The sequence below is a fragment of the Bacillus paramobilis genome (genome assembly GCF_038096195.1).
GTDB classification, from domain to species: Bacteria; Bacillota; Bacilli; order Bacillales; family Bacillaceae_G; genus Bacillus_A; species Bacillus_A mobilis.
In genome coordinates, this window is the sequence record NZ_CP151108.1 from 730,863 (window position 1) to 755,550 (window position 24,688).

A 24,688-nucleotide genomic window follows, 5' to 3' on the forward strand; every position below is an offset into this window, starting at 1 on the left:
TCGGTAAGTCGATATATTTTAATAATCGCTGATATATTTTTAAGTGGCAATCAATATAATTTCATTTACCAACATACCGTTATCTGAATTTCATCAACTATTAATCAGTTGCCTTCCTATTTAAAAACGACTACAATTTTACTGTTATAGATGAACGAAAAAAATAGAATAGGAGGGGAGACTATGCCAAGGAAAGTATGGCTATTAGTAGCTGGGATGATTATTAATGTCACGGGTGCTTCTTTTTTATGGCCTTTTAATACAATTTATTTGCATGATCACCTAGGAAAATCTTTATCTGTGGCCGGAATGGTATTAATGATCAACTCGCTTACTGGTGTAATCGGAAACTTGCTCGGCGGTGTTTTATTTGATAAATGGGGCGGTTATAAATCAACTTTAGTAGGGATTGTTATTACACTCGTATCGATTTTAGGTCTTGTGTTCTTCCATGGTTGGCCGTTATATGTTGTGTGGCTAGCATTAATCGGCTTTGGTTCTGGAATGGTCTTTCCATCGATGTATGCGATGGTCGGTACGGTTTGGCCAGAGGGCGGAAGACGGGCATTTAATGCGATGTATGTTGGGCAAAACGTTGGTATTGCGATCGGAACAGCGTGCGGTGGTTTAGTTGCATCTTACCGTTTTGATTATATTTTCTTAGCCAATTTTGTTTTGTACTTTGTTTTCTTCTTAATTGCTTTTATTGGATTCCGTGGTATGGAAGACAAGAAAGAGCCAGGAGTGCAAAAAGAAGTCGAAACGAAAAAAGGCTGGACACTTACACCTGGATTCAAAGCACTTCTTATCGTATGTGTAGCATATGCTTTATGCTGGGTTACATATGTACAGTGGCAAGGGGCGATTGCGACTCATATGCGGGAATTAGATATTAGCCTCCGCCATTATAGTTTATTATGGACGATAAACGGAGCGATGATTGTTTGTGCGCAGCCACTTGTTAGTATGTTAATTCGCTGGATGAAACGTTCTTTAAAACAACAAATTATGATTGGAATCGTCATTTTTGCGGCGTCATTTATTGTGTTAAGTCAAGCGCAACAATTTACGATGTTCCTCGTTGCGATGGTGACGTTAACGATTGGTGAGTTATTCGTATGGCCAGCAGTTCCGACCATTGCAAATATACTTGCGCCAAAAGATAAACTTGGATTTTATCAAGGCGTTGTAAATAGCGCAGCGACTGTAGGGAAAATGTTCGGACCGGTCGTTGGCGGAGCGATTGTTGATTTATACAATATGGAAGTATTGTTTATAGCAATCATGGTAATGCTTGTAGTAGCGATTATAGCAACGAGCATGTATGACAAGCGAGTAAAAGTAGAAGAAACAGTTGAAGAAAAAATTGCAGTTTAGTTTGACGGAACATGTAACATGTTTTAGAATATATTTAAATAAAACAACCTTTGGAACAAGGGAGATAGCTCGGCTGTCCTAAGACGAATTCGTTAGTTAGTAAGAGTAACGATTAACCGAGAAGCCTTAGCTTCAAGTAAGCTCTTTAGAGATACGAAGTGGTGGGTAGTTCACATTAACTTATATTTGTAATAACAGTGAGAAGGAGTAGTAGTAATAGAAGCTGGTTTAGAGAGTTGACGGTCGGTGCAAGTCAATCCACGTTTCGTTATGAACTCGCCTTTGAGTTGCAGTTGTGAAACTAGTAGTAGCAATTGCCGTTAATCCACGTTACGGATCTAAGCGAATGTATATTTGTACATTAATTTAGGGTGGTACCGCGGGAATCTATAACCTCTCGTCCCTTTCTAGGGATGAGAGGTTTTTTGTATTTTGGGCGGTGAAAATAAATAGAATTTCAAGGAGGGTATCTCATGAGCTTTAATCATCAAGATATTGAGAAGAAGTGGCAAGGGTACTGGGAAGAGAATAAAACATTCCGTACGCCAGATGAGACAGAAAAACCAAAATTTTATGCACTAGATATGTTCCCATATCCATCAGGTGCAGGCCTACACGTAGGACATCCAGAAGGTTATACAGCGACAGATATTTTATCTCGTATGAAGCGTATGCAAGGATATAACGTTCTTCATCCAATGGGATGGGATGCGTTCGGTCTTCCAGCAGAGCAATATGCACTTGATACTGGAAACAGCCCGGCAGAATTTACAGAGCTTAATATTAATACGTTCCGTAATCAAATTAAAGCGTTAGGCTTCTCTTACGATTGGGATCGTGAAGTAAATACAACAGATCCAAACTACTACAAATGGACACAATGGATCTTCCTAAAACTATTTGAAAAAGGCTTAGCTTACGTTGATGAAGTACCTGTAAACTGGTGCCCAGCACTTGGTACAGTACTTGCAAATGAAGAAATCATTGACGGTAAGAGTGAGCGCGGTGGACATCCAGTTGAGCGTCGTCCGATGAGACAGTGGATGTTAAAAATTACAGCTTACGGAGATCGTCTATTAGAAGATCTAGATGAGCTTGATTGGCCAGAAAGCTTAAAAGATATGCAACGTAACTGGATTGGTCGTTCTGAAGGTGCAGAAGTACACTTCAACATCGATGGTACAGACGAGAAATTCACAGTTTTCACAACACGTCCTGATACACTATTTGGTGCGAGCTACTGTGTACTTGCTCCAGAGCATGCGCTTGTTGCTGACATTACAACAGCAGAGCAAAAAGAAGCTGTAGAAGCTTACATTAACTCTGTTAAAATGAAGAGTGACCTAGAGCGTACAGAACTTGCGAAAGAGAAAACTGGTGTATTCACTGGTGCTTACGCAGTTAACCCAGTAAATGGCGAGAAATTACCAATCTGGATCGCTGACTATGTTCTTGCAACTTACGGAACAGGTGCTGTAATGGCAGTTCCAGCTCATGATGAGCGTGACTATGAATTCGCATCAACGTTCAATCTTCCAATGAAGGAAGTTGTAAAAGGCGGAGATATTACGAAAGAAGCATACACAGGTGATGGTGCGCACGTAAACTCAGCATTCCTTGATGGCTTAAATAAAGAAGAAGCAATCGTAAAAATGATTGAATGGCTTGAAGTAACGAGCGCAGGAAATCAAAAAGTAACGTACCGTCTACGTGACTGGTTATTCAGCCGTCAACGTTACTGGGGTGAGCCAATTCCAGTAATCCACTGGGAAGATGGCACAATGACAGCTGTGAAAGAAGAAGAATTACCATTAGTTCTTCCTAAAACAGAAAACATCCGTCCTTCAGGTACTGGTGAATCACCACTTGCTAACATTGACGAGTGGGTAAACGTTATTGATCCTGAGACTGGTAAAAAAGGTCGTCGTGAAACGAATACAATGCCACAATGGGCTGGTAGCTGCTGGTATTACCTACGTTACATCGATCCAAACAACAGCGAAGCACTTGTAGATCCTGAAAAAGTAAAACAATGGCTTCCAGTTGATATTTATATCGGCGGAGCAGAGCATGCTGTACTTCACTTACTATATGCTCGTTTCTGGCATAAAGTATTATACGATATCGGTGTAGTTCCAACGAAAGAGCCATTCCAACAATTATTCAACCAAGGTATGATTCTAGGTGAAAACAACGAGAAAATGAGTAAATCAAAAGGTAATGTTGTAAACCCTGATGATATCGTAGCAAGCCATGGTGCAGATACACTTCGTCTATACGAAATGTTCATGGGACCATTAGATGCTTCAATCGCTTGGTCTGAAAATGGTCTTGACGGAGCGCGTCGTTTCCTAGACCGCGTATGGCGCCTATTCATTCAAGATAACGGTGAATTAAGCGAGAAAATTACTGATGCACCAAATAAAGAGCTTGAAAAAGCTTACCACCAAACAGTGAAGAAAGTAACAGAAGACTATGCAGAGCTTCGCTTCAACACAGCGATTTCTCAAATGATGGTATTCATCAACGATGCATACAAAGCTGAAACACTTCCGAAAGAATATGTAGAAGGTTTCGTAAAAATGATTGCACCAGTTGCACCTCACATTGGGGAAGAGCTATGGAGCAAGCTTGGTTACAATGAAACAATCACATATGCAAGCTGGCCAACATTTGATGAGTCTAAACTTGTAGAAGATGAAGTTGAAATCGTTGTTCAAGTTATGGGTAAAGTTCGCGCAAAACTAACAATGAGTAAAGATGCATCAAAAGAAGAAATGGAACAACTTGCACTTGAAGCAATTCAAGACCAAATTGAAGGGAAAACAGTTCGTAAAGTAATTGTTGTTCCTGGAAAACTTGTTAACGTTGTTGCAAACTAATTCACTCTAAATAAAAGCTCAGAGTATTTATACTCTGAGCTTTTTTGTGTAGAAAATAATCTCAGGATCACCCTCATCTAAGTTTTCAATCATTCCACTGCGTACAAATAAAAGAGCGGAATTCCAATACAGACAAACACCTATTTTTTTATAGGAAATATGATAAAAAAGGTAGGCTAAATTAAGTAGAAGAGGTGAAAGGAATGAAAGGGATGGACAATAATGCACCACATGGCTTCTTCGGAGGTGGATCGGGTAGTTATGAACAAATGATGTTAATGGGAGGAGCTGACCAACAAGGATACGGTGGAATTCCGAGCTGGATGGGTGGAGCAGCAGGAGGTTTTCCAACATCGGTAGCTGGCATGCAAACTGGAATGCCTACATCAATGGGAGGATTTTCGACATCAGGGGTTGGAATGCCTACAGTAACAGGAGGCTTTCCAACATCAGTAGCTGGCGTACAGACAGGAATTCCAGTAGGGATACCAACTACATTTCCTTCTTTCGTTGGAGGAGTGCAGACAGGATTTCCGGTACCAGGAATAGGTGTTGTAGCTGGAGGAATAGGCGGGTATCCGCAAGTTGTTCACGGTCATCATGGACATCACCACCATCAAGGTCAACATGGCCATCATGGACACCATCATCATCATCAAGGCCAATACGGTCATCATGGACACCATCATCATCATCAAGGTCAACACGGTCATCATGGACACCATCATCACCAAGGTCAACACGGCCATCATGGACACCAAGGACACCATCATCACCAAGGTCAACATGGTCATCAACAACAAGTACATCACCACGGTCACCACCATATTCATCCGCAAGCTGTTCTTTATCAAACGCACCAAGGCCAGCACGGTCAACATGGTCATCAAGGCCAACATGGTCAACATGGTCACCAAGGTCAACACGGTCATCATGGTCAACACGGTCATCATGGTCAACACGGTCATCATGGTCAACACGGTCATCAAGGCCAACACGGTCACCAAGGTCAACACGGTCATCAAGGCCAACATGGTCAACAGCACCAACAGCACCAACAGCACCAACAGCACCAACAATATCAACAATATCAACAGCAACAATCTTCTCCTTGGACAGGTGGAATTGGAGCAGGAGGAGCAGGGGCAGCGGCAGGAGCGGCTAGCATTGGTGGAGCAGCAGGGCACGCTGGACACGTGGGTCATTAATGAATTGCAGAAAAAAAGACATAATAAAAAACTGCTAGGAAATCCTAGCAGTTTTTTTCAGCTTCTTTGCGCTGGCGTTCGATTTCAGCACGAAGTTGTGGTTCTGGTGCTTGCCAGCCTTCTGGTTTTAGAATTTTGCCGTCACCTTCACGGAATCGAGGTTTTCCATCAGGGAATAGTTTTGCCATGTTTGCGTTATTTACAATTTCGAATCCTTTATCAGGACGTACGCCCATTTCCGCAAACGTGCCGAATGCAAAGTAAATAAGGTCAATTAGTGCATCATATTGATCTTCAACAGTCGTTGCTTCTAAAAATTCTTCTAGCTCTTCTTGCATAAAGCTAGCACGAATTTTTGTACGTTCTTCTGTTAATTTCGTTGGAGTATTTGTCACAGGGTGTCCGAACTCTTCATGCATTTTTGCAACAAGTTCGTATCCTTTATCTAAACCTTTTTCGTTTGTCATGTTGTTTCATCCTTTCTCGCTTTGTGCCGAATCTCATTGTAACATAAGGTGATTATGAAATGAAAAGGGACTGTTCAGAAGTTTCATCTTTTAGTTAAGTTAGTGATAGTGAAAGATTATATCGACTTAACGACAAAAATTGTTAATAAAAGAAAGCCATCCCGGAATACTTTTAGGACGGCCTTGCTCGTTATTTTTCTTCTTTTATTAAAATGGATAAAATAAGATCGATGCCAAACATACCAACGAGCAACATTGGAATAACGACAAGTAAATAACGTGTGAAGGAAACATTTTTTAAGTATGTATGAGCAAATAAAAAGACGCCGAGAAATAAAATACCATTTAAAATAGGCTTTACTAATTTTTTAGACATAAGCTCCCCCATAAATATCTTCTCTCTCTATCTAAAATAAAAACTCCTCTTTCCGTTGTATCATGCTGGAGAGAGGAGTTCAATCATTTCTCATTCAATTACACCAGAATTTGTAATATTTACGGTGTATTTTATAGTAACTGGAACATCTTTGTACATTTGTCGCCACTCTTCTAATTTAAATGGACGATAATGTTGTCTATATTTTGCTCCAAGTCCAAGGGGATCAACATTTAGAGATTTAAACTGTTTAATTAGTTTTGTAGCTTTCGCATCTAATTGTTTTTCGACCGACTTAGCTATTTTTGTTGTATTTTTTTTGTTTTCTAAATTAAATTTTCTAGAGAGCTCCTGAATACGAGCTTCCACCTTTACATGAATATAGAAAGAAGGTTTCCCATTTTTTATGTTTACCTCGTAGGTAGGAACGGAACGAATGTTATTAATCATTGCATAGCCAGGATTGGTTTTAAATTCATGTGAGTCCAAGCGGTGCTTTTCTAGCAGTCCTTTGAAAACAAACATATCGTGGTACTTAATTGTTCCGACTAACTTATCCTTTTTCAAGAGACCGATACCAGTAATCTTTATTTTATCTCCATGTTTTTTTAGGATAGGCATATAGGAATCTTGTCCTTCACGGTAGTACCTGAAGGCGCCTAAATACAAATTGTCAGTTGGCAAAGGGCCAGTGTCCATATTATGTTCTAACATTTTTTTTATATAAATCGCAACATTGTAAGATGTACTATATTTTCCTTTAAATAGTTCAGTACCATTGCCTTCTAATAGTCCAACATACAGCGAGTTACCAATATTCACATCACGAATTAATGTGTCAAAGGAGTTGGATAATCCTTTTTTAGCAATTTTTGTTGTGAATAAGGCAACACGCATTTGACCGCTTGCGAACGGTTGCGAAGATTCTAAAGATGTATCTGCCTTTACTTGTTTTACTGCGTTTCCTGTGCCCTCATAGACTTGAACTTTATTTCCCTTTTTTTGTATGGGGCAAACGAATGTAACCTTTACTTTATTATCTTTTGCTGTATCGAAGACAGTTCCTTGAATGAGTTGAACATCATCAATAATATTTTTTTGTAAGCAACCAGCTAGACTGAAGATACTGATGCAAACAAGAAGTATTAATTTTCTTTTGGTTTTTTCCATTTTCTTTTCACCCACACAATAATAAATAGAATTGGGATGTATACATATATAAGCCAAAAACTAACTTTAGATATATTGCTAATAAAATCATTAATATCATGCCTGTTCGTTAAAAGTTGTGAAACAACTAAAGTGATAAGCATAAATGCGATTAAAATACCTCGTTGCTTCACACGAAAGATTTCATGCGTTCCTCTAGTTGCAGCCCATAAAGGTAGAATAAAGCTGGTAATAATAACGAGAGCATAACCGGAAATAGCAATATACTCAAGTCGCTCTATAAAAGGAAGCTTAATAACTTGTGTCATGGACAGCTGAGACCAAATAGTTTTGAGTAATTGTTTTTCGCTAAAGAATGTAAAAGCGAGAATGGTACTAAACAAATATAGAATATTGGAAAATAATGCCCCATATTGCGCAAATTTATGGGATTTCTCTGGTTCTTTAACAAATGGATAAATCATAAGGAAAATTTCAAATCCTGTCATGCTATAAATAGATAGTTGAGCTGCTTTCAAAATATCTGTAAAAGAATGTGAAAATATTGGAAGTAAGTTATCCCAATGTGAGAATTTCAAAATGAAAAGACTTAGAAAAAGATAACCTAGTGTTCCACCAACGGAAATAACACAAATTCCTGCAATGACGCGGAATCCTGATGAAATAATGTAATAACTTATTAAACACATAAAGAATGTGAGCATCCAGGTGGATGCACTAGGAAACATCCATACTTGAATAATTTCGACATATGTTCTAACAACAGAAATGCTTACAATAAAAAAATAAGCCATAAAAATGATATTAATACCATTTCCGATCCATTTTCCAAAAAGTTGTTTGTGTAAATCAATTAAGTTCCCCTCTACATTTTTTAATGAATAATACATCATCCAGATGAGAATATGAATGATGATTCCTGTGAGGAGAACTCCTATCCAGCCGTCGTATCCAGCAGATTTTGCAATAATCCGAGCGAAACCGAGAACCCCGGCACCAAACTGTGCACTGTGAATTAAGAAGAAAACAAAGATAGGAGATATTTGATATTTCTCTTGAACTTTACTCATCAATGCACCTCATTCCTTATTCATCAAAATCCGATCGATGTTTTGTTGAAATTCCTTTTGCTGCTTTTTTTACATGTTGTGGCCTTGCTTGTACATCCCTTGTATCAATCATTGTTAAGGGAAAACGAATCCAAGAATCTTTAACAGATTGTTGTCTCGTTGGATAAAACAAAGCGTATGGTTTACGTAAGGAAGTAAGTCTAAATAGATGGGTAAATAAAAAGATAAATCCAAGAGAGATGCCGAAGAGTCCTCCTATTTCTGCGAATGCTAGAAATGGAAAACGTAGTAATCGAACGGCATTACCCATTTTATAAATAGGTGTAATAAAGGAAGCGAGTGCTGATAATGCAACGATAATTAATAAAATGTTACTCGTTAAACCAGCTTGTACAGATGCCTGCCCGATTACGATACCGCCTACAATACCGAGCGTTTGACCAACTTTCATCGGCAACCTCGCGCCAGCTTCTCTCAGTAAGTCGATTGCAAGTTCTAAAAATAGTGCTTCAATTAAAGGTGGGAACGGTACTTGTGCCCTTGATAAAATCAAGGTTTCAAGTAAATCACTTGGAATAAGTTCATAATGATAATTTAAAACTGCAACATATAGTGGTGTAGCACAGATTGAAAATAGAACAGCGATAAGGCGTAAAATGCGTGAAAATGTAGCGTATAGCCAAGAAACGTTATAGTCTTCTGGTGAAATGAAAAAATCGAAATAGGATACTGGCGTAAGTAGAACACTTGGAGAACCATCCACAAAAATAGCAATTTTCCCATCAATGAGTGCTTTTGTAACTCTATCAGTACGTTCTGTATTGATATAGAGAGGGAAAATCGACTTTTCACCCATTAGTTCTTGTATATAAGCACTATCATTAATTTGATCATATTCAAGAGCACGTAATGACTCCTCGAGAAAATCTACATTTTCTTTTTCAGCGAGGTTGTCTAAATACATCATGACAACTTTTGTTTTGGAAAACTCGCCGACAATCATTTCCTTTGTTTGTAAATCTAAAACAGGAAGACGTTTTCGAACTAAATTAATATTTGTATCAATATCCTCTACGAAACCTTCTTGAGGACCGATAACAGTCGATTCGTTTAAAGGAGGGCTTGGTGCCCGATACGTATCAATTGCAATGTTTGCAAGCATACACTTTTGGTCTTGCTGATTCAATTGAATAATCGCATGTCCCTTTAACACCATGTCCTCAATTTTTTGTAAATCGTTCGTAATTGTAATACCGCTCATTGGAATATGTTCTTTTAGCTCTTCTAGTGAAGCGTTAGGTCGTTCTAAAAGAGTAGGCATTAAATATTTTTGTAATTTCTCTCCATCAAGCGAAGGGCGATAGTAAGAAATCCAATAAGGCATCGTTTCATCGTCAGATGTGTGATAATTAACAAAATCGCTAGATTTTTTGAGTTTCTCTATTAAATCTTGTAGAGAATGAATCCGGTCTTTTTCTGGTTTCGTAAAATCATAAATACTATTATTTCCAGAGTTTTGCTGCTGATCTTGATCCGAGTTACCTTGTTTAGAATGTTGTTGCTGATTCTGATTCTGATTCGAGTCGTTTTGTTTAGAGTTTTGTTGTTGGTTCTGATTCGAGTTGTCTTGTTTAGAGTTTTGTTGTTGATTCTGATTCGAGTCGTTTTGTTTAGAGTTTTGTTGTTGATTCTGATTCGAGTTGTCTTGTTTAGAATGTTGTTGTTGATTCTGATCTGAGTCGTTTTGTTTAGAATGTTGTTGATTCTGATCTGAGTCGTTTTGTTTAGAATGTTGTTGATTCTGATCTGAGTCGTTTTGTTTAGAATGTTGTTGATTCTGATCCGAGTTGTCTTGTTTAGAATGTTGTTGTTGATTCTGATCTGAGTCGTTTTGTTTAGAATGTTGTTGATTCTGATCTGAGTCGTTTTGTTTAGAATGTTGTTGATTCTGATCTGAGTCGTTTTGTTTAGAATGTTGTTGATTCTGATCTGAGTCGTTTTGTTTAGAATGTTGTTGATTCTGATCCGAGTCGTTTTGTTTAGAATGTTGTTGATTCTGATTCGAGTTGTCTTGTTTAGAATGTTGTTGATTCTGATCCGAGTTGTCTTGTTTAGAATGTTGTTGTTGATTCTGATCTGAGTCGTTTTGTTTAGAGTTTTGTTGTTGATTCTGATCTGAGTCGTTTTGTTTAGAATATTGTTGCTGCTGATCCTGAGAAGGCTCTTTGTGTTCCTCTTTTTTTTGCTCGCTATTGCTATCTTTATTATGTTTCATACTTCTAGTCTGTTCTTTGTTATCATTCTCTTGGGTGTTAGGCTGTTGCTCCGAGTTATCTGTTTCGTTTTTCTCTGTCGTGTTTGATTTTTTTTTCTTACGTAGCCAATTCCAAATCATATGTATGCCCTCTTTGATTGTGTAATATAATGCTATTTTGTGGCTAATTTTGTATATTATTCATTTATTTACGAAAAGAAGGAGGAGATTAGTTTGCATAGAAAAAATCCTTTAGTAAGCAGCAGTTCATACTATGACGGGAAGAGGGCGAGTCTGTGCAATTTGTAAAAAAGGAAAAGTTTGTTTTAAGAGAGTTTACGTTTGAAAATGGTAGGGGAATTCCTGTTCAAATGGGGTATGAGACGTATGGTACTTTAAATAGAGAAAGGTCAAATGCGATTTTGGTATGCCATTATTTTAGTGCAACGAGTCACGCGGCAGGGAAATATACAGCGCATGATGAGGAGTCTGGCTGGTGGGATGGTTTAATTGGACCGGGAAAAGCAATTGATACAAATAAATATTTTGTTATATGTACTGATAATCTTTGTAATGTGCAGGTTAAGAACCCTTATGTGTTTACAACGGGACCGAAATCAATTCATCCGAAAACTGGAGATGAATATGCGATGGATTTTCCGGTTTTTACATTTCTTGATGTAGCTCGTGTGCAATATGAGTTAATAAAAGATATGGGAATCTCAAGGTTACATGCTGTAATGGGACCGTCAGCTGGTGGAATGATTGCGCAGCAATGGGCTGTTCATTATCCTCATATGGTAGAGCGGATGATTGGTGTTATTACGAACCCGCAAAATCCAATTATTACGTCGGTAAATGTAGCGCAAAATGCAATTGAGGCTATTCAACTGGATTCAAGTTGGAAGGGCGGGAAATATGGAGAAGAGCAGCCAATGAAGGGACTTCATTTAGCAAATAGAATGATGTTTATGAACGCATTTGATGAGCATTTTTATGAAACGACATTCCCTCGTAATAGTGTAGAGAAAGAACCTTATGAAACATTTGCTGCATTAACATCATTTGAGAAAGAAATAAATAAAGTGACATATAGAAGTATAGAGTTAGTAGATGCAAATTCGTGGATATACACTGCGAAAGCAGTTTTATTACATGATATTGCGCATGGATTTTCGTCTTTAGAAGAGGCATTGTCTAATATAGAAGCAAATGTACTTATGATTCCGTGTAAACAAGATTTGCTTCAGCCGTCACGTTATAATTATAAAATGGTAGACATGTTGCAAAAACAAGGGAAGTATGCGGAAGTGTATGAGATAGAAAGTATAAATGGGCATATGGCAGGAGCATTTGATATTCATTTATTTGAAAAGAAAGTTTATGAATTTTTAAATCGGAGAGTATCTAGTTTGGTGTAGAAAATAAATGGTGTGAAAAAGGTGCGATATATGTAGTAGGCACCTTTTTTTACATGATTTGTAGACGGAAAATATATGTGGCAATTGCTATACCGAAGAACGCTATACTAAGTAATAGAAATAAGAATGATATTTCTTGTGGCGATTTTATCTTTTTATTATTTTTCATACTAAGAGCAATAATTGCAGCGATTAAGAAAATGATGCCCATAATGAAAAGAAAAAGTGTCATTTTCATTGGCTCCTTTCATAAAACAAGTATATTGAGGATACAATGCACGAGTTATGTTTGTAAAGAATAAGTTTTGCGGCAAAATTGAGAAATAAATTTTCCATTCTTTGCGTTCTTTCTTTCGCATGCTAAAATTGATTAGACATGCTTTTTTAAGGAAGAGACTAAAGGTTTTATTGTATATAAGGAGGAACGACATATGACAGAAGTTAAAACAATTACTACAGAAGAAGTGCAAGAGCGTTTAGAAAATGGAGAAACGTTATTTTTAGTAGACGTAAGGGAAGATGAAGAAGTAGCAGCAGGGAAAATTCCGGAAGCTGTACATATTAAAATGGGCGATATCCCAAATAAAGTAGATTTCTTTGATAAAGAGAATGAATATATCTTTATTTGTCGCTCGGGAATGCGCAGTGAAAATGTATGCCATTATTTAAATGAGCAAGGATTTAAAACAATGAACATGGTTGGCGGCATGCTTCAATATGAAGGTGAAACGAAATAAGTAGCTTGAAAAAACTTGAAACGTGTTTGTTTCAAGTTTTTTTATTTTGCATACAGTGTACAAAAGGGGGATAGGTAAATGGGGATTAACTTGCGGAAAGTAAAAATTATTAATAATACAGGGGCTGTTAATGTCGGTGACTGTTATGATATCTCACCTTTAGCTGTAGCAAAAATATATGCAGGTGCTGGAGGATCGAGTGCGGCTATTTTTTTAAATGGGAAAAGACAGCCAGAAGCAGTGATTAGAACATCAGTGTTTCTTCCGCCATTAGCAACGAGTACACGTACATTAGGTTCATAGAGGAAAGGTAGAGTGTGATTATGCCTGCTCATATAAAAGAATTTGTTATTGTGAATAACACTGGTAATATATTTACCGGTGATAATTTGAGTGATACTTCATTTACTGCTACGAAATCGTATAGTGGTTCAATGGGGTGTACTTGGATTGATGTTGTTACAGTAATAGGAACGGAGACGAAGCTTTGTTTACAGCCTGGAGACTCGGTGACGACAACCTATACAAGGGGAACTCCTGCCGGTACTGTAACAGGAGCAAATATGGGGCAAAGTGTAAATGCATCGAGCATAGCACAAGCTGTCCCTAATACAGATAATATGGATTCAATTGCTGGACTCCCTTAAGGAATTAAGGGAGTTTTTATTATTAAAAATAAAAATAGTCTTGGAGATTGTTTTTGTAAATACATATTAAAAAGAAGAGGTTTGTTTGATGTGAAAAAGATGGTGTGTAGGTGGTGAAAGTGTGAAAGGGCGCGATAAACAAAATTCATTAAATTCTAATTTCAGAATTTCACCAAATCTTATTGGACCTACTTTTCCTCCCGTTCCAACCGGATTTACTGGCATTGGGATTACTGGTCCAACCGGTCCCCAAGGTCCAACAGGCCCACAAGGACCAAGAGGATTACAAGGTCCGATGGGAGAGAAGGGCCCGACAGGACCTCAAGGAGTGCAAGGGATTCAAGGACTAGCTGGACAAATGGGTGCAACAGGGCCAGAAGGACAGCAGGGGCCGCAAGGATTGAGGGGACCACAGGGGGCAACAGGAGCGACAGGACCAGAAGGAGTGCAAGGGTTACAAGGTCCGATTGGTCCAACAGGAGCGACTGGGGCGCAAGGAATACAGGGGATACAAGGAATACAGGGGCCGATTGGAGCTACTGGACCAGAGGGACCTCAAGGAATTCAAGGAGTGCAAGGGGTACCGGGTGCAACTGGTTCACAAGGTATACAAGGCCCTCAAGGTATACAAGGTCCACAAGGGCCGAGTGGAAATACGGGTGCAACCGGAGCGACTGGTCAGGGGATAACTGGTCCGACTGGCATAACAGGTCCAACAGGAATAACTGGCCCATCAGGAGGACCTCCTGGTCCGACGGGGGCAACTGGTGCGACAGGTCCGGGTGGTGGACCGAGTGGAAGTACAGGTGCGACGGGAGCAACGGGAAATACAGGGGCAACAGGAAGTACAGGGATAACTGGAGCAGCAGGAACTACAGGTCCAACTGGAAGCACAGGAGCGCAGGGCTTGCAAGGAATACAAGGGGTTCAAGGGCCGATTGGACCAACCGGTCCAGAAGGTCCGCAAGGTATTCAAGGTATTCCTGGTCCGACGGGCGTAACTGGTGAACAAGGAATACAAGGAGTTCAGGGGATTCAAGGGGTAACGGGAGCAACAGGAGATCAAGGTCCGCAAGGAATACAGGGGGCTATAGGACCACAAGGTGTAACTGGGGCGACAGGAGATCAAGGTCCGCAAGGAATACAAGGGGTACCAGGTCCAACAGGAGAAACAGGACCACAAGGAGTGCAAGGAATCCAAGGGCCGATGGGAGATATAGGACCAACAGGACCAGAAGGCCCAGAAGGACTTCAGGGTCCACAAGGAATCCAAGGTGTGCCAGGACCAGCTGGAGCAACAGGTCCAGAGGGTCCGCAAGGAATACAGGGGATACAAGGGCCAGTAGGAGCGACAGGACCAGAAGGCCCGCAAGGAATACAGGGAATACAAGGGATTCAAGGTGTAACAGGAGCAACTGGAGCGCAAGGAACAACTGGAATTCAAGGCGTTCAAGGTATTCAAGGGGCAACAGGTCCAGAGGGGCCGCAAGGAGTGCAAGGTACTCAAGGGGAAATAGGTCCAACAGGTCCAATGGGAGCACAGGGAGTGCAAGGTATTCAAGGAATTCAAGGACCGACGGGAGCACAAGGAGTGCAGGGGCCGCAGGGGATTCAAGGAATCCAAGGGCCAACAGGAGTAACAGGGGATACAGGAGTAACTGGAGCGACAGGGGAAGGAACTACAGGACCGACAGGAGTAACCGGTCCGACAGGGATAACAGGTCCTTCTGGAGGACCTGCAGGACCGACTGGTCCAACGGGGCCATCAGGTCCGGCGGGAGTGACAGGTCCATCCGGTGGACCACCTGGACCAACAGGAGCAACAGGGGTGACAGGAGCAACTGGAGATACTGGGGCGACAGGCTCAACAGGAGTGACAGGAGCGACCGGAGAAACAGGAGCAACAGGGGTGACGGGCTTACAGGGCCCTCAAGGAATTCAAGGTGTGCAAGGGATCCAAGGTCCAACAGGCGCGCAAGGAGTGCAAGGGCCTCAAGGGATACAAGGAGTAACTGGGGCGACAGGAGATCAAGGTCCACAGGGAATCCAAGGTCCCCAAGGAATTCAAGGTCCAACCGGTCCTCAAGGAATCCAAGGGGAACAAGGTCCCCAAGGGATTCAAGGAGCAACCGGAGCCACGGGATCACAAGGTCCACAGGGAATTCAAGGGATACAAGGAGTGCAGGGGCCGACCGGTCCGCAAGGCCCAACAGGAATTCAAGGTGTGCAAGGTGACATAGGTCCAACCGGTCCCCAAGGCGTGCAAGGCTTGCAAGGTCCTCAAGGCCCAACAGGGGATACGGGAGCAACTGGTGCACAAGGCCCGCAAGGAATCCAAGGTCCAACTGGAGTAACGGGAGCAACCGGAGCGACAGGTCCCCAAGGAATTCAAGGTCCGCAGGGAATCCAGGGTCCCCAAGGTCCAACGGGGGCCACAGGAGCAACTGGTGCACAAGGCCCAACAGGAGATACGGGTCCAACTGGTTCACAAGGAATCCAAGGTCCAACCGGTCCAACAGGAGCTGGAGCAACCGGGGCCACAGGAGCGACGGGTGTGACCGGAGTTAGTACAACTGCAACGTATTCATTTGCAAATAATACATCAGGAAGTGCTATTTCTGTTTTGTTAGGTGGTACAAATGTACCGTTACCGAACAATCAAAATATTGGACCAGGGATCACTGTTAATGGTACGAATACTGTATTCACAGTTGCGAATGCAGGGAATTATTATATAGCTTATACAATTAATATAACGGCAGCTTTACTCGTAAGTTCACGTATAACTGTAAATGGGGTTCAACTTGCAGGAACCGTTAATTCACCAGCAGTAGCTACAGGTTCGTTTAATGCGACAATCATTGCTAATTTGCCTGCTGGAGCTGCTATTAGTTTGCAGTTATTTGGATTAGTTGCAATCGCTACATTATCTACGACAACGCCAGGGGCTACTTTAACTATTATTAGATTAAGTTAATAGGAAGAAAACCTTGGGGCTTTTATGCTTCAAGGTTTTTTATCTCGTTATTTGTAGGTAGTCTAATTGGTTAGGAAAGTTTTACTTTATTCACTTGAGCAAAAACATCGCAGTTCGAAAATATATTATAATAGAATGAAAAGAGAGAAATTTGGCAGAAAGGGAGGGTGGCGATGCAGGAGATGGTTACAGATTTTTTTGGACGCCCACTTCAAGATTTGCGCATATCTGTCATTGATCGTTGCAATTTTAGATGTACATATTGTATGCCAGCGGAAGTTTTTGGGCCAGATTATGCTTTTTTGAAAGATGAGTTTTTACTGACGTTTGATGAAATTGAACGTTTGGCAAAACTATTTGTTAGCATCGGTGTACGAAAAATTAGGCTTACTGGTGGTGAGCCACTGCTGCGTAAAGATTTAACAAAACTTATTGCACGTCTCGTGAAAATTGAAGGGTTAGTAGATATAGGGTTAACGACAAATGCAATTCATTTAACGAAACAAGCAAAAGCATTAAAAGAAGCTGGATTACATAGAGTAAATGTTAGTTTGGATGCAATAGATGACGATGTATTTAAGGACATAAATGGCCGGAATATCAATACGAAACCTGTTATAAAGGGAATTATGGCTGCAAAAGAGGCCGGGCTTGATGTAAAGGTAAATATGGTTGTGAAAAAAGGGATGAATGACCATCAAGTACTTCCGATGGCTGCTTATTTTAAAGAGCAAGGAATCACACTTAGGTTTATTGAGTTTATGGATGTTGGTAGTACAAATGGATGGAACTTTGACCAAGTCGTTACAAAGCAAGAATTAATTGAAATGATTCATAGTGTGTATCCACTTGAGCCAGCTGAAGCGCATTATTTCGGTGAAGTTGCGAAACGATATCGTTACGTTGGGACAAATGTCGAAGTCGGTTTTATTACTTCTGTTTCAGAGTCATTTTGTTCCTCTTGTACGAGAGCAAGAATTTCGGCAGATGGAAAGTTTTATACTTGCTTATTTGCGACAGAAGGATTGGATGTAAGGGAACTTCTTAGAGGAAATCTTTCAGATGATGAGTTAGTAAGCGTTATACAAAATGTATGGATGAATAGAAAAGACAGGTATTCGGATGAACGGACAGAAGAAAGTGCAAAGAATCGTCCGAAAATTGAAATGTCTTATATAGGAGGATAAGAAAGGGGGCTATCGTATGCAGGAGCGATATTCAAGACAAATATTATTTTCTGGTGTTGGAGAAGAAGGACAGAGAAAAATTAGAGAGAAGCATGTGCTTATTATCGGCGCTGGTGCTCTCGGTGCAGCGAATGCAGAAGCAATTGTTAGAGCAGGTGTTGGCAAAATAACAATTGCGGATCGTGATTATGTAGAATGGAGTAATTTACAAAGGCAACAATTATATACAGAAGAAGATGCAAAGCAATATAAACCAAAGGCGGTAGCAGCAGCAGAGCATTTACAAGCGATTAATTCTGAGGTGAAAATAAATCCGGTTGTGACTGATGTAACAGTGCAAGAAATGGAAGAGCTAGTGAATGATGTAGATTTAATATTAGATGCGACAGATAATTTTGAAACGCGTCTTCTTATTAATGATATTTCACAAAAGTATAATATTCCGTGGATATATGGTGGTTGTGTCGGAAGCTACGGAGTAACGTATACAATTTTACCAGGAAAAACACCGTGTTTCCGCTGTTTAATGGAACATCCGGCGAGCGGAGCAACATGTGATACGGCTGGTATTATACAGCCGGCAGTACAATTAGTAGTTGCGCATCAAATAACGGAAGCGCTGAAAATATTAGTAGAAGACTATGGGGCACTTCGCGAAACGATGTTATCGTTTGATCTTTGGAATAACCAACAGATGGCATTTAAAGTGAATAGGCAGAAAAAAGACACATGTTTATCTTGCGGAAGATTACGTACATATCCGAGTTTAACATTTGAAGCACAAACGAAAACAGAAGTGTTATGTGGCCGAAATACAGTACAAATCCGTCCAGGTGTGCGGAATGAATTTAATTTAGAAGAAATTAAAAAGCGCTTACAAAGAAGTGTGGATGTAAAAGCTACTCCGTATTTATTATCATTTCCGGTGGAGGAATTTCGTTTTGTTTTATTTACAGATGGCAGGGCGTTCATTCATGGAACGAATGATATAAATATAGCAAAACGCTTATATGCAAGATATATAGGTTGAACCTAAAGGGAGCCCTTTAGGTTCAATGGAAAGAAGATTAAGACTTTCTCGTATAATCTCCACTTTTTCCACCTGTTTTTTCAAATAAGTAAGTTTCGCCAATAATCATACCTTTATCAACAGCTTTGCACATATCGTACACAGTAAGAGCTGTAGCGGAAGCGGCTGTTAAAGCTTCCATTTCAACACCGGTGCTACCTTCTGTTTTAACTTTTACTTCAATAAGTAATCGATATTGTTCTTCGGATTGTTTCCAATCGAAAGAAACGTCAACACCTTTTAATAATAAAGGATGGCACATTGGGATAATATCAGAAGTGCGTTTCGCAGCCATAATACCTGCGATTTGTGCAACTGCTAATACGTCACCTTTCCCAATTTCATTGTGAGAGATTTTATCGTAAATTTCTTTTGTAACGACAATGCTAGAGCACGCAATTGCTGTTCGGACGGTTGCTTTTTTGTCACTTATATCAACCATCTTCGCGCGTCCTTGGTCATTAAAGTGTGTGAATGAAGACATGGAATTCCTCCTTGAAGTAATTTCTATTTAATATATAAAGTTTAATCGAGATAAAAAAAATTGCAAATATGAGGTGAGAAACGATGATAGAAAAACGAATTCCAATTCAAGTTGCTGAGGCAGTAGAGAGAGTAATGGAATATGCGAAAAATGGTGAAGTAGAAGAGGTTTCTATTACGGAAAGTTACGGGAGAATTCTTGGGGAGGATGTTATCTCTGATCATGACGTTCCTCATTTCGATCGTTCTCCTTACGATGGTTTCGCGATTCGAGCAGAAGATACGAAAGAAGCAAATCAAGAGAATGCGATTGAGTTTGAAGTAATAGGAGAAATCGGGGCAGGATCTGTTTTTACAGAAGAAGTAGGACCTTTTCAGGCGGTTCGTATTATGACAGGAGCAGCTATTCCAGAGGGTTGTAATGCAGTCGTAATGCTAGAGCTGACGGAAGGTTTTGAGAAGAATGGAAAAACATATATGAAGGTAAAGCGTCCTTTTCATAGTGGTGACAATGTGTCATTTAAAGGGGAAGATATAAAACAAAATCAAGTTCTCGTTAAGAAAGGCGTTGCAATCAATCCAGGTGTTGCTGCCTTATTAGCGACGTTTGGATATAGTACTGTGAAAGTTGTAAAACAGCCTGTTGTTGGTATCGTGACGACAGGAAGTGAATTGTTAGAAGTACATGAGTCGTTACAGCCGGGGAAAATTAGAAATAGTAACTCGTATATGATTGCAGCTCAAATTATGAAAGCCGGAGGGAAAGTGCGTTATTATGGTCAACTTGCCGACGAGTTAGATGCATGTTTTGCAGCTGTTCAATCGGCGATGGATGAGGTTGATATTTTAATTACGACAGGCGGTGTGTCGGTAGGAGATTATGACTACTTGCCAGCTATTTATGAAAGATTACAGGCGAATGTACTCTTTAATAAAATAGCGATGAGACCAGGAAGTGTAACGACAGTAGCTGAAGTTGACGGAAAGTTACTTTTCGGTTTATCAGGAAATCCTTCAGCTTGCTATGTAGGCTTTGAGCTATTTGTGCATCCGGTTATAAAAACATATTTGTATGCGAAGGAGCCTCACGTATATAGAGCTGATGCCATTTTACAAAAAGATTTTCCAAAGCCAAATCCGTTTACTCGTTTTGTAAGAGCAAACGTGACAATTGTGGACGGGGCATTACAAGCGATGCCGGTTGGTTTAGATAAATCAAGTGCGGTATCTTCACTTGCGGATGCGAATGCTTTTATTGTGTTGCCTGGAGGAACGAGAGGATTTGAGGCAGGAATGAAAGTATCAGTATTATTGTTAGAGCACGCCGAGGGATGTGATTGGCCATGGGCAAAGCCTCTTCAATCTTACAAGTAGTAGGGTATCAAAATAGCGGGAAAACAACGCTTGTTGAGAAAATAGTGCATGCGTTAGCTGAACGGAAAATGAAAGTTGCTACAATTAAACATCACGGGCACGGAGGTTTTCCAGAAGTAGCGCAAAAAGATAGTGAAAGGCACCGAAATGCTGGGGCTGTTGTCAGTAGTGTAGAAGGCGCTGGATTACTTTCACTGTCGTCATTAAGAGAGGAATGGTCCTTGCAAGAAATTATTCGCTTATATGAGTTTTTTGAAGTGGATATAATTTTAATAGAGGGCTATAAAAAAGAGAGCTATCCGAAAGTAGTATTACTTCGTTCTGCGGAAGACGTTGAACTTTTACATAAAGTAGAAAATATAGTAGCGGTTATTACGTGGCATGATGCACCTGCAAACTTACGAGAAGAATATAAAGTATTTCATATAACAGAAGAAGAGTTGTATATAGACTGGTTTATACAAACGGTAAGGAGTACGAAATGACAAATACGTATTATGAAGTAATTGATACAGAAATCTCGATTGAAGAGGTAGCAAAGAAGGTTATTCGCCGCGAATGCGGTGCTGTTACAACATTTATTGGAACGGTTAGGGAGTTTACGAAAGGGCGTCGTACATTATACTTAGAATATGTCGCTTATAAAACGATGGCAGAAAAGATGCTAGAGAAAATTGGCTCAGAAGTGAAAGAGAAGTGGCCAGGTACACACGTTGCGATTACACATCGCATCGGTACACTGCAAATTTCTGATATCGCGGTTGTTGTTGCTGTTTCAACACCGCATCGTAAAGCGGCCTATGAGGCGAATGAATACATTATGGAACGCATAAAACAAATTGTTCCGATTTGGAAAAAGGAGTTTTGGGAAGATGGAGACTCATGGATTGGTGATCAATTAGAAAAAACGCCATATCCGGCAGGGGAGCCTGGGAAGGAGCTGTAAGTATGATTCGAGTATTATTATTTGCGCACTTGCAAGAGGAAGCAGGAACAAGTGAATTACAAATAGAGAAAGAAAATATTACGGTTGCAGAGTTAAAAGCTGTTGTTGCTAAAGAATATAATGTACCAGTGACAGCATCAACTATGGTTGCGATTAATGAAGAATACGCAAATGAAGATGACACGATCCGAGATGGTGATGTTGTTGCACTAATCCCACCAGTGAGCGGTGGTTAATATTGGATTCATTAAAACGACTTTCCTACATAGGGAAGTCGTTTTTTTATGGAAGTTTTGCGAACACTAACTTATAGAACAAGGAGGGTGTTATGAAAAAAATATGTGTAGTTATTACAATGCTATGTGCAATCTTTTTCTCTTCTCCAAGTGATTCTTTTGCAAAAGAATCGAGGGAGCAGCTGTTAGAGAGTGCATTATCAAATAGGTACTATTCAGTTATTAGACAAGTGACAGAAGATCAGTATGAATGTGCTTCCTTTATAAATATAAAACGTCTCGGTAAGAACGGTGAATTCGTTCCTAGATTTGAAATTACGCTACAATTTCTTACGTTCCAAGGTGCACATAATCCGCCGAATGATAAAGTTACACTTATTTTGGAAGATTATTTAGATCACGTAAAAATAAAGAAGGTGGAGCGAGAAAAGAATGTTTCTGGTGCTATTGCAGAAAAAGTTTGTGAACGGGAAAAAGAAAAAATAAAAGCTCACTCTAATGATTCAGAGTGATAACTTATGACATTTAGTAAAGAAAGGTAATGAGCGATGGACATACTTTTAGCGATTTTACCGGCTATATTTTGGGGAAGTATTGTGCTATTTAACGTGAAACTGGGCGGGGGACCGTATAGTCAAACGCTCGGTACAACGTTTGGGGCACTTATTTTCTCGATTGTTGTTTATATTTTTATGAAGCCAGTATTAACTCCTACTGTTATTGGAGTTGGAATTGTGTCAGGTTTATTTTGGGCACTTGGTCAGGCGAATCAATTAAAAAGTATTGATTTAATGGGCGTTTCGAAAACGATGCCCATTTCAACAGGACTGCAATTAGTTGCGACGACTTTATTTGGAGTCATCGTATTTCATGAGTGGTCCACGACTATATCAGTCGTCCTTGGTGTTTTGGCTCTCGTTTGTATTATTATCGGTGTTATTTTAACGTCACTTCAAAGTGAAGAAGAAAAGAATGCAGAGCAAGCAGGGAATTTTAAAAGAGGCATTATCATTTTATTAATTTCAACAGTCGGTTATTTAGTTTACGTAGTAGTGATTAGGCTATTTAACGTAGATGGTTGGTCAGCTTTATTGCCACAAGCAGTTGGTATGGTGTTAGGGGGCGTTTTGCTTACGTTTAAACATCATCCATTTAATAAATATGCACTACGAAATATTATCCCAGGATTAATTTGGGCAGCTGGAAATATGTTTTTATTCATTTCGCAGCCGCGTGTCGGAGTGGCAACAAGTTTTTCGCTATCGCAAATGGGAATTATTATTTCAACGCTTGGCGGGATTGTTATATTAGGTGAAAGAAAAACGAAACGCCAATTAACGGGGATTGTTGTCGGTATCGTTTTTATTATCGCAGCCGGAATAATGTTAGGTGTTGCAAAAAGTTAAAGGGGGTATTGAAATGTATAGTGATTTAGCAGGAAAAGTTGTCGTTATTACAGGATCAGCAACTGGTCTTGGAAGAGCGATGGGAGTACGGTTTGCTAAGGAGAAAGCGAGAGTAGTGATTAACTATCGCTCACGAGAATCAGAAGCGCATGATGTATTAGAAGAAATTAAAAAAGTAGGCGGAGAAGCAATTGCTGTAAAAGGTGATGTCACGAATGAATCTGATGTTGCGAATCTCATTCAATCTGCTGTGAAAGAGTTTGGTACGCTTGACGTTATGATAAATAATGCAGGGATAGAAAATGCGGTACCATCGCATGAAATGCCGCTTGAAGATTGGAATAAAGTAATCAATACAAATTTAACAGGTGCTTTTTTAGGAAGCCGTGAAGCGATTAAATATTTTGTGGAACATGATATTAAAGGGTCTGTCATTAATATGTCTAGTGTTCATGAGAAAATTCCGTGGCCGCTATTTGTGCACTATGCGGCTAGTAAGGGCGGCATTAAACTGATGACAGAAACGTTAGCATTAGAATATGCACCAAAAGGCATTCGCGTAAACAATATTGGACCAGGTGCAATAAATACGCCAATTAATGCAGAGAAGTTTGCTGATCCTAAAAAACGTGCCGATGTGGAAAGTATGATACCGATGGGCTACATCGGAAAACCGGAAGAAATTGCAGCAGTCGCAACGTGGCTCGCTTCTTCAGAGGCCAGTTACGTAACTGGAATTACGTTATTTGCAGATGGTGGAATGACGTTATATCCATCGTTCCAAGCTGGACGTGGGTAATAGAAAAGGACAAAGAGTTTTAGCTCTTTGTCCTTTTTTCTGCAAAAAAAAAAATAGCGGTTGGCTATTTTAAATTTAATGATTAATTGTATCTTGAAGATATTCTGTTGCTTGATGTTCAGAAAGATTTTGCACGAGTGCAACTTCGCTAATCATCATTTTTCGGGCATTATCTAGCATTTGTTTTTCGCTCGCATTTAAAGCTCTCTCTTTATTGCGGCGAAGTAAATCACGAACAACTTCTGCACTATCTTGCAGATTGCCGTTTTTCATTTTTTCCATATTCATTGTATATCTTTGTTTCCAGGAAAGTGATGTATCTGATTCCCCGTTTTGAAATTCAAGAAGTATATCATCTAACGTACCTTTATCTACGATATAACGAATACCTGATTTTTGTAATTGATCCATAGGAAGCATTACTTGCATATCTTTACTAATGATACGTATCACACAATATTGACGTATTGTCCCTAATATTTCTTTCTCTTCAATGGCTTCGATGACTCCTGCGCCGTTCATTGGATAAACGATTTTATCACCAATTTGAAACAAATCATCCACCTCCATATGTGGTAACCATCTTTAATAATAACATAAGT

Annotated in this window: 25 protein-coding genes, 1 pseudogene and 1 other annotated feature; of the genes and pseudogenes, 17 read left to right on the top strand and 9 right to left on the bottom strand. The window is 39.8% G+C overall.

Translation table 11 applies throughout. The features are described 5' to 3' along the window. Positions 1–183 precede the first annotated feature (183 nt). Together AABL52_RS03790 and leuS are read left to right on the top strand one after the other, a co-directional pair. Positions 184–1,377: an MDR family MFS transporter gene (locus AABL52_RS03790; protein WP_001137571.1), complete on the top strand. Its 1,194-nt coding sequence runs from the start codon at positions 184–186 to the stop codon at positions 1,375–1,377. A gap of 188 nt (positions 1,378–1,565) precedes the next feature. Beyond that, positions 1,566–1,785 (top strand) — a binding site (T-box leader). Positions 1,786–1,850: 65 nt separating this feature from the next. Further along, on the top strand, positions 1,851–4,259 hold the full coding sequence (gene leuS, locus AABL52_RS03795; RefSeq protein WP_341518937.1) for a leucine--tRNA ligase: 2,409 nt from the start codon (positions 1,851–1,853) through the stop codon (positions 4,257–4,259). Positions 4,260–4,286: 27 nt separating this feature from the next. On the opposite strand, the pseudogene AABL52_RS03800 reads toward leuS, so the two are convergent. Beyond that, positions 4,287–4,367: pseudogene (locus AABL52_RS03800) on the bottom strand (GNAT family N-acetyltransferase); the annotation flags it as partial. A gap of 95 nt (positions 4,368–4,462) precedes the next feature. On the opposite strand from AABL52_RS03800, the gene AABL52_RS03805 reads away from it, so the two are divergent. Then, positions 4,463–5,467: a hypothetical protein gene (locus AABL52_RS03805; protein WP_341518938.1), complete on the top strand. Its 1,005-nt coding sequence runs from the start codon at positions 4,463–4,465 to the stop codon at positions 5,465–5,467. Positions 5,468–5,511: 44 nt separating this feature from the next. Here AABL52_RS03805 and AABL52_RS03810 read toward each other — a convergent pair whose 3' ends face one another. The 5 genes from AABL52_RS03810 to AABL52_RS03830 all read right to left on the bottom strand — a co-directional run bounded on the left by AABL52_RS03810 (position 5,512) and on the right by AABL52_RS03830 (position 10,945). Next, the gene (locus AABL52_RS03810; RefSeq protein WP_048565795.1) at positions 5,512–5,934 is read right to left on the bottom strand and encodes an HAD family hydrolase; all 423 of its coding nucleotides are present in this window, start codon (positions 5,932–5,934) and stop codon (positions 5,512–5,514) included. A 190-nt stretch (positions 5,935–6,124) separates the two neighbouring features. Beyond that, the gene (locus AABL52_RS03815; RefSeq protein WP_000038782.1) at positions 6,125–6,310 is read right to left on the bottom strand and encodes a hypothetical protein; all 186 of its coding nucleotides are present in this window, start codon (positions 6,308–6,310) and stop codon (positions 6,125–6,127) included. A 90-nt stretch (positions 6,311–6,400) separates the two neighbouring features. Next, positions 6,401–7,480 carry a Ger(x)C family spore germination protein gene (locus AABL52_RS03820; RefSeq protein ID WP_000416068.1) on the bottom strand — a complete coding sequence of 360 codons (1,080 nt, stop codon included), beginning with the start codon at positions 7,478–7,480 and terminating at the stop codon, positions 6,401–6,403. Then, positions 7,456–8,550, bottom strand: coding sequence for a spore germination protein (locus AABL52_RS03825; RefSeq protein WP_000049079.1), 1,095 nt, complete (start codon positions 8,548–8,550; stop codon positions 7,456–7,458). Before AABL52_RS03825 ends, AABL52_RS03820 begins: the two co-directional genes overlap by 25 nt. Positions 8,551–8,566: 16 nt before the next feature. Further along, the gene (locus tag AABL52_RS03830) at positions 8,567–10,945 is read right to left on the bottom strand and encodes a spore germination protein (protein WP_341518939.1); all 2,379 of its coding nucleotides are present in this window, start codon (positions 10,943–10,945) and stop codon (positions 8,567–8,569) included. A 155-nt stretch (positions 10,946–11,100) separates the two neighbouring features. Here AABL52_RS03830 and AABL52_RS03835 point away from each other — a divergent pair, with 155 nt between their 5' ends. Beyond that, entirely contained in the window at positions 11,101–12,225 is a 1,125-nt protein-coding gene (locus tag AABL52_RS03835; protein WP_341518940.1) for a homoserine O-acetyltransferase family protein, read from the top strand. A 49-nt stretch (positions 12,226–12,274) separates the two neighbouring features. On the opposite strand, the gene AABL52_RS03840 is transcribed toward AABL52_RS03835, so the two are convergent. Continuing rightward, on the bottom strand, positions 12,275–12,457 hold the full coding sequence (locus tag AABL52_RS03840; RefSeq protein ID WP_000171882.1) for a hypothetical protein: 183 nt from the start codon (positions 12,455–12,457) through the stop codon (positions 12,275–12,277). A 199-nt stretch (positions 12,458–12,656) separates the two neighbouring features. Between AABL52_RS03840 and AABL52_RS03845 the strand changes: the two genes are divergently transcribed. From AABL52_RS03845 to AABL52_RS03870, 6 genes are all read left to right on the top strand, one after another. After that, positions 12,657–12,962: a rhodanese-like domain-containing protein gene (locus AABL52_RS03845; protein ID WP_000141210.1), complete on the top strand. Its 306-nt coding sequence runs from the start codon at positions 12,657–12,659 to the stop codon at positions 12,960–12,962. Positions 12,963–13,040: 78 nt separating this feature from the next. Beyond that, positions 13,041–13,265: a spore germination protein gene (locus AABL52_RS03850; RefSeq protein WP_000512461.1), complete on the top strand. Its 225-nt coding sequence runs from the start codon at positions 13,041–13,043 to the stop codon at positions 13,263–13,265. A 20-nt stretch (positions 13,266–13,285) separates the two neighbouring features. Beyond that, positions 13,286–13,609 (top strand): hypothetical protein, encoded by a 324-nt coding sequence (locus tag AABL52_RS03855; RefSeq protein ID WP_001110860.1) that lies wholly within the window; start codon positions 13,286–13,288, stop codon positions 13,607–13,609. Between the two features lie 121 nt (positions 13,610–13,730). Further along, complete coding sequence (locus tag AABL52_RS03860) at positions 13,731–16,586, top strand: BclA-related collagen-like exosporium protein (RefSeq protein ID WP_341518941.1); 2,856 nt, start codon at positions 13,731–13,733, stop codon at positions 16,584–16,586. A gap of 173 nt (positions 16,587–16,759) precedes the next feature. After that, positions 16,760–17,773: a GTP 3',8-cyclase MoaA gene (gene moaA / locus AABL52_RS03865; RefSeq protein ID WP_001157140.1), complete on the top strand. Its 1,014-nt coding sequence runs from the start codon at positions 16,760–16,762 to the stop codon at positions 17,771–17,773. Between the two features lie 16 nt (positions 17,774–17,789). Next, entirely contained in the window at positions 17,790–18,803 is a 1,014-nt protein-coding gene (locus tag AABL52_RS03870; protein WP_048540776.1) for a molybdopterin-synthase adenylyltransferase MoeB, read from the top strand. 37 nt (positions 18,804–18,840) lie between these two features. Here AABL52_RS03870 and moaC read toward each other — a convergent pair whose 3' ends face one another. Further along, a complete protein-coding gene (gene moaC, locus AABL52_RS03875; RefSeq protein WP_000094144.1) occupies positions 18,841–19,326 on the bottom strand; it encodes a cyclic pyranopterin monophosphate synthase MoaC in 486 nt (161 codons plus the stop codon). 83 nt (positions 19,327–19,409) lie between these two features. Here moaC and moeA point away from each other — a divergent pair, with 83 nt between their 5' ends. The 7 genes from moeA (at position 19,410) to AABL52_RS03910 (ending at position 24,086) form a co-directional block, all read left to right on the top strand. After that, a complete protein-coding gene (gene moeA, locus AABL52_RS03880; protein ID WP_341518942.1) occupies positions 19,410–20,699 on the top strand; it encodes a molybdopterin molybdotransferase MoeA in 1,290 nt (429 codons plus the stop codon). Continuing rightward, the gene (mobB, locus tag AABL52_RS03885; protein WP_341518943.1) at positions 20,669–21,184 is read left to right on the top strand and encodes a molybdopterin-guanine dinucleotide biosynthesis protein B; all 516 of its coding nucleotides are present in this window, start codon (positions 20,669–20,671) and stop codon (positions 21,182–21,184) included. Before moeA ends, mobB begins: the two co-directional genes overlap by 31 nt. Then, complete coding sequence (moaE, locus tag AABL52_RS03890; RefSeq protein WP_000185929.1) at positions 21,181–21,645, top strand: molybdopterin synthase catalytic subunit MoaE; 465 nt, start codon at positions 21,181–21,183, stop codon at positions 21,643–21,645. Before mobB ends, moaE begins: the two co-directional genes overlap by 4 nt. Before the next feature lie 2 nt (positions 21,646–21,647). After that, positions 21,648–21,881, top strand: coding sequence for a molybdopterin converting factor subunit 1 (gene moaD, locus AABL52_RS03895; RefSeq protein WP_048565790.1), 234 nt, complete (start codon positions 21,648–21,650; stop codon positions 21,879–21,881). 92 nt (positions 21,882–21,973) lie between these two features. Next, positions 21,974–22,393, top strand: a complete 420-nt coding sequence (locus tag AABL52_RS03900) for a DUF3888 domain-containing protein (RefSeq protein WP_000717674.1) — start codon at positions 21,974–21,976, stop codon at positions 22,391–22,393. Between the two features lie 36 nt (positions 22,394–22,429). Continuing rightward, entirely contained in the window at positions 22,430–23,287 is an 858-nt protein-coding gene (gene glcU / locus AABL52_RS03905) for a glucose uptake protein GlcU (RefSeq protein ID WP_000353526.1), read from the top strand. Positions 23,288–23,300: 13 nt separating this feature from the next. Then, complete coding sequence (locus tag AABL52_RS03910; protein ID WP_000286681.1) at positions 23,301–24,086, top strand: glucose 1-dehydrogenase; 786 nt, start codon at positions 23,301–23,303, stop codon at positions 24,084–24,086. 75 nt (positions 24,087–24,161) lie between these two features. Here AABL52_RS03910 and AABL52_RS03915 read toward each other — a convergent pair whose 3' ends face one another. Then, the gene (locus AABL52_RS03915) at positions 24,162–24,656 is read right to left on the bottom strand and encodes a CarD family transcriptional regulator (protein WP_341518944.1); all 495 of its coding nucleotides are present in this window, start codon (positions 24,654–24,656) and stop codon (positions 24,162–24,164) included. Positions 24,657–24,688: the final 32 nt, after the last annotated feature.

Excerpts from the sequence above, each read along its gene's own strand:
- AABL52_RS03900 (WP_000717674.1), top strand. The coding sequence starts at position 21,974 with ATGAAAAAAATATGTGTAGTTATTACAATGCTATGTGCAATCTTTTTC.
- AABL52_RS03825 (WP_000049079.1), bottom strand. The coding sequence starts at position 8,550 with ATGAGTAAAGTTCAAGAGAAATATCAAATATCTCCTATCTTTGTTTTC.
- AABL52_RS03830 (WP_341518939.1), bottom strand. The coding sequence starts at position 10,945 with ATGATTTGGAATTGGCTACGTAAGAAAAAAAAATCAAACACGACAGAG.
- AABL52_RS03850 (WP_000512461.1), top strand. The coding sequence starts at position 13,041 with ATGGGGATTAACTTGCGGAAAGTAAAAATTATTAATAATACAGGGGCT.
- AABL52_RS03840 (WP_000171882.1), bottom strand. The coding sequence starts at position 12,457 with ATGACACTTTTTCTTTTCATTATGGGCATCATTTTCTTAATCGCTGCA.
- AABL52_RS03910 (WP_000286681.1), top strand. The coding sequence starts at position 23,301 with ATGTATAGTGATTTAGCAGGAAAAGTTGTCGTTATTACAGGATCAGCA.
- mobB (WP_341518943.1), top strand. The coding sequence starts at position 20,669 with ATGGGCAAAGCCTCTTCAATCTTACAAGTAGTAGGGTATCAAAATAGC.
- AABL52_RS03815 (WP_000038782.1), bottom strand. The coding sequence starts at position 6,310 with ATGTCTAAAAAATTAGTAAAGCCTATTTTAAATGGTATTTTATTTCTC.
- AABL52_RS03915 (WP_341518944.1), bottom strand. The coding sequence starts at position 24,656 with ATGGAGGTGGATGATTTGTTTCAAATTGGTGATAAAATCGTTTATCCA.
- AABL52_RS03845 (WP_000141210.1), top strand. The coding sequence starts at position 12,657 with ATGACAGAAGTTAAAACAATTACTACAGAAGAAGTGCAAGAGCGTTTA.
- glcU (WP_000353526.1), top strand. The coding sequence starts at position 22,430 with ATGGACATACTTTTAGCGATTTTACCGGCTATATTTTGGGGAAGTATT.
- moaD (WP_048565790.1), top strand. The coding sequence starts at position 21,648 with ATGATTCGAGTATTATTATTTGCGCACTTGCAAGAGGAAGCAGGAACA.
- moeA (WP_341518942.1), top strand. The coding sequence starts at position 19,410 with ATGATAGAAAAACGAATTCCAATTCAAGTTGCTGAGGCAGTAGAGAGA.
- AABL52_RS03855 (WP_001110860.1), top strand. The coding sequence starts at position 13,286 with ATGCCTGCTCATATAAAAGAATTTGTTATTGTGAATAACACTGGTAAT.
- AABL52_RS03805 (WP_341518938.1), top strand. The coding sequence starts at position 4,463 with ATGAAAGGGATGGACAATAATGCACCACATGGCTTCTTCGGAGGTGGA.
- moaA (WP_001157140.1), top strand. The coding sequence starts at position 16,760 with ATGCAGGAGATGGTTACAGATTTTTTTGGACGCCCACTTCAAGATTTG.
- AABL52_RS03810 (WP_048565795.1), bottom strand. The coding sequence starts at position 5,934 with ATGACAAACGAAAAAGGTTTAGATAAAGGATACGAACTTGTTGCAAAA.
- AABL52_RS03790 (WP_001137571.1), top strand. The coding sequence starts at position 184 with ATGCCAAGGAAAGTATGGCTATTAGTAGCTGGGATGATTATTAATGTC.
- moaC (WP_000094144.1), bottom strand. The coding sequence starts at position 19,326 with ATGTCTTCATTCACACACTTTAATGACCAAGGACGCGCGAAGATGGTT.
- AABL52_RS03820 (WP_000416068.1), bottom strand. The coding sequence starts at position 7,480 with ATGGAAAAAACCAAAAGAAAATTAATACTTCTTGTTTGCATCAGTATC.
- leuS (WP_341518937.1), top strand. The coding sequence starts at position 1,851 with ATGAGCTTTAATCATCAAGATATTGAGAAGAAGTGGCAAGGGTACTGG.
- AABL52_RS03870 (WP_048540776.1), top strand. The coding sequence starts at position 17,790 with ATGCAGGAGCGATATTCAAGACAAATATTATTTTCTGGTGTTGGAGAA.
- moaE (WP_000185929.1), top strand. The coding sequence starts at position 21,181 with ATGACAAATACGTATTATGAAGTAATTGATACAGAAATCTCGATTGAA.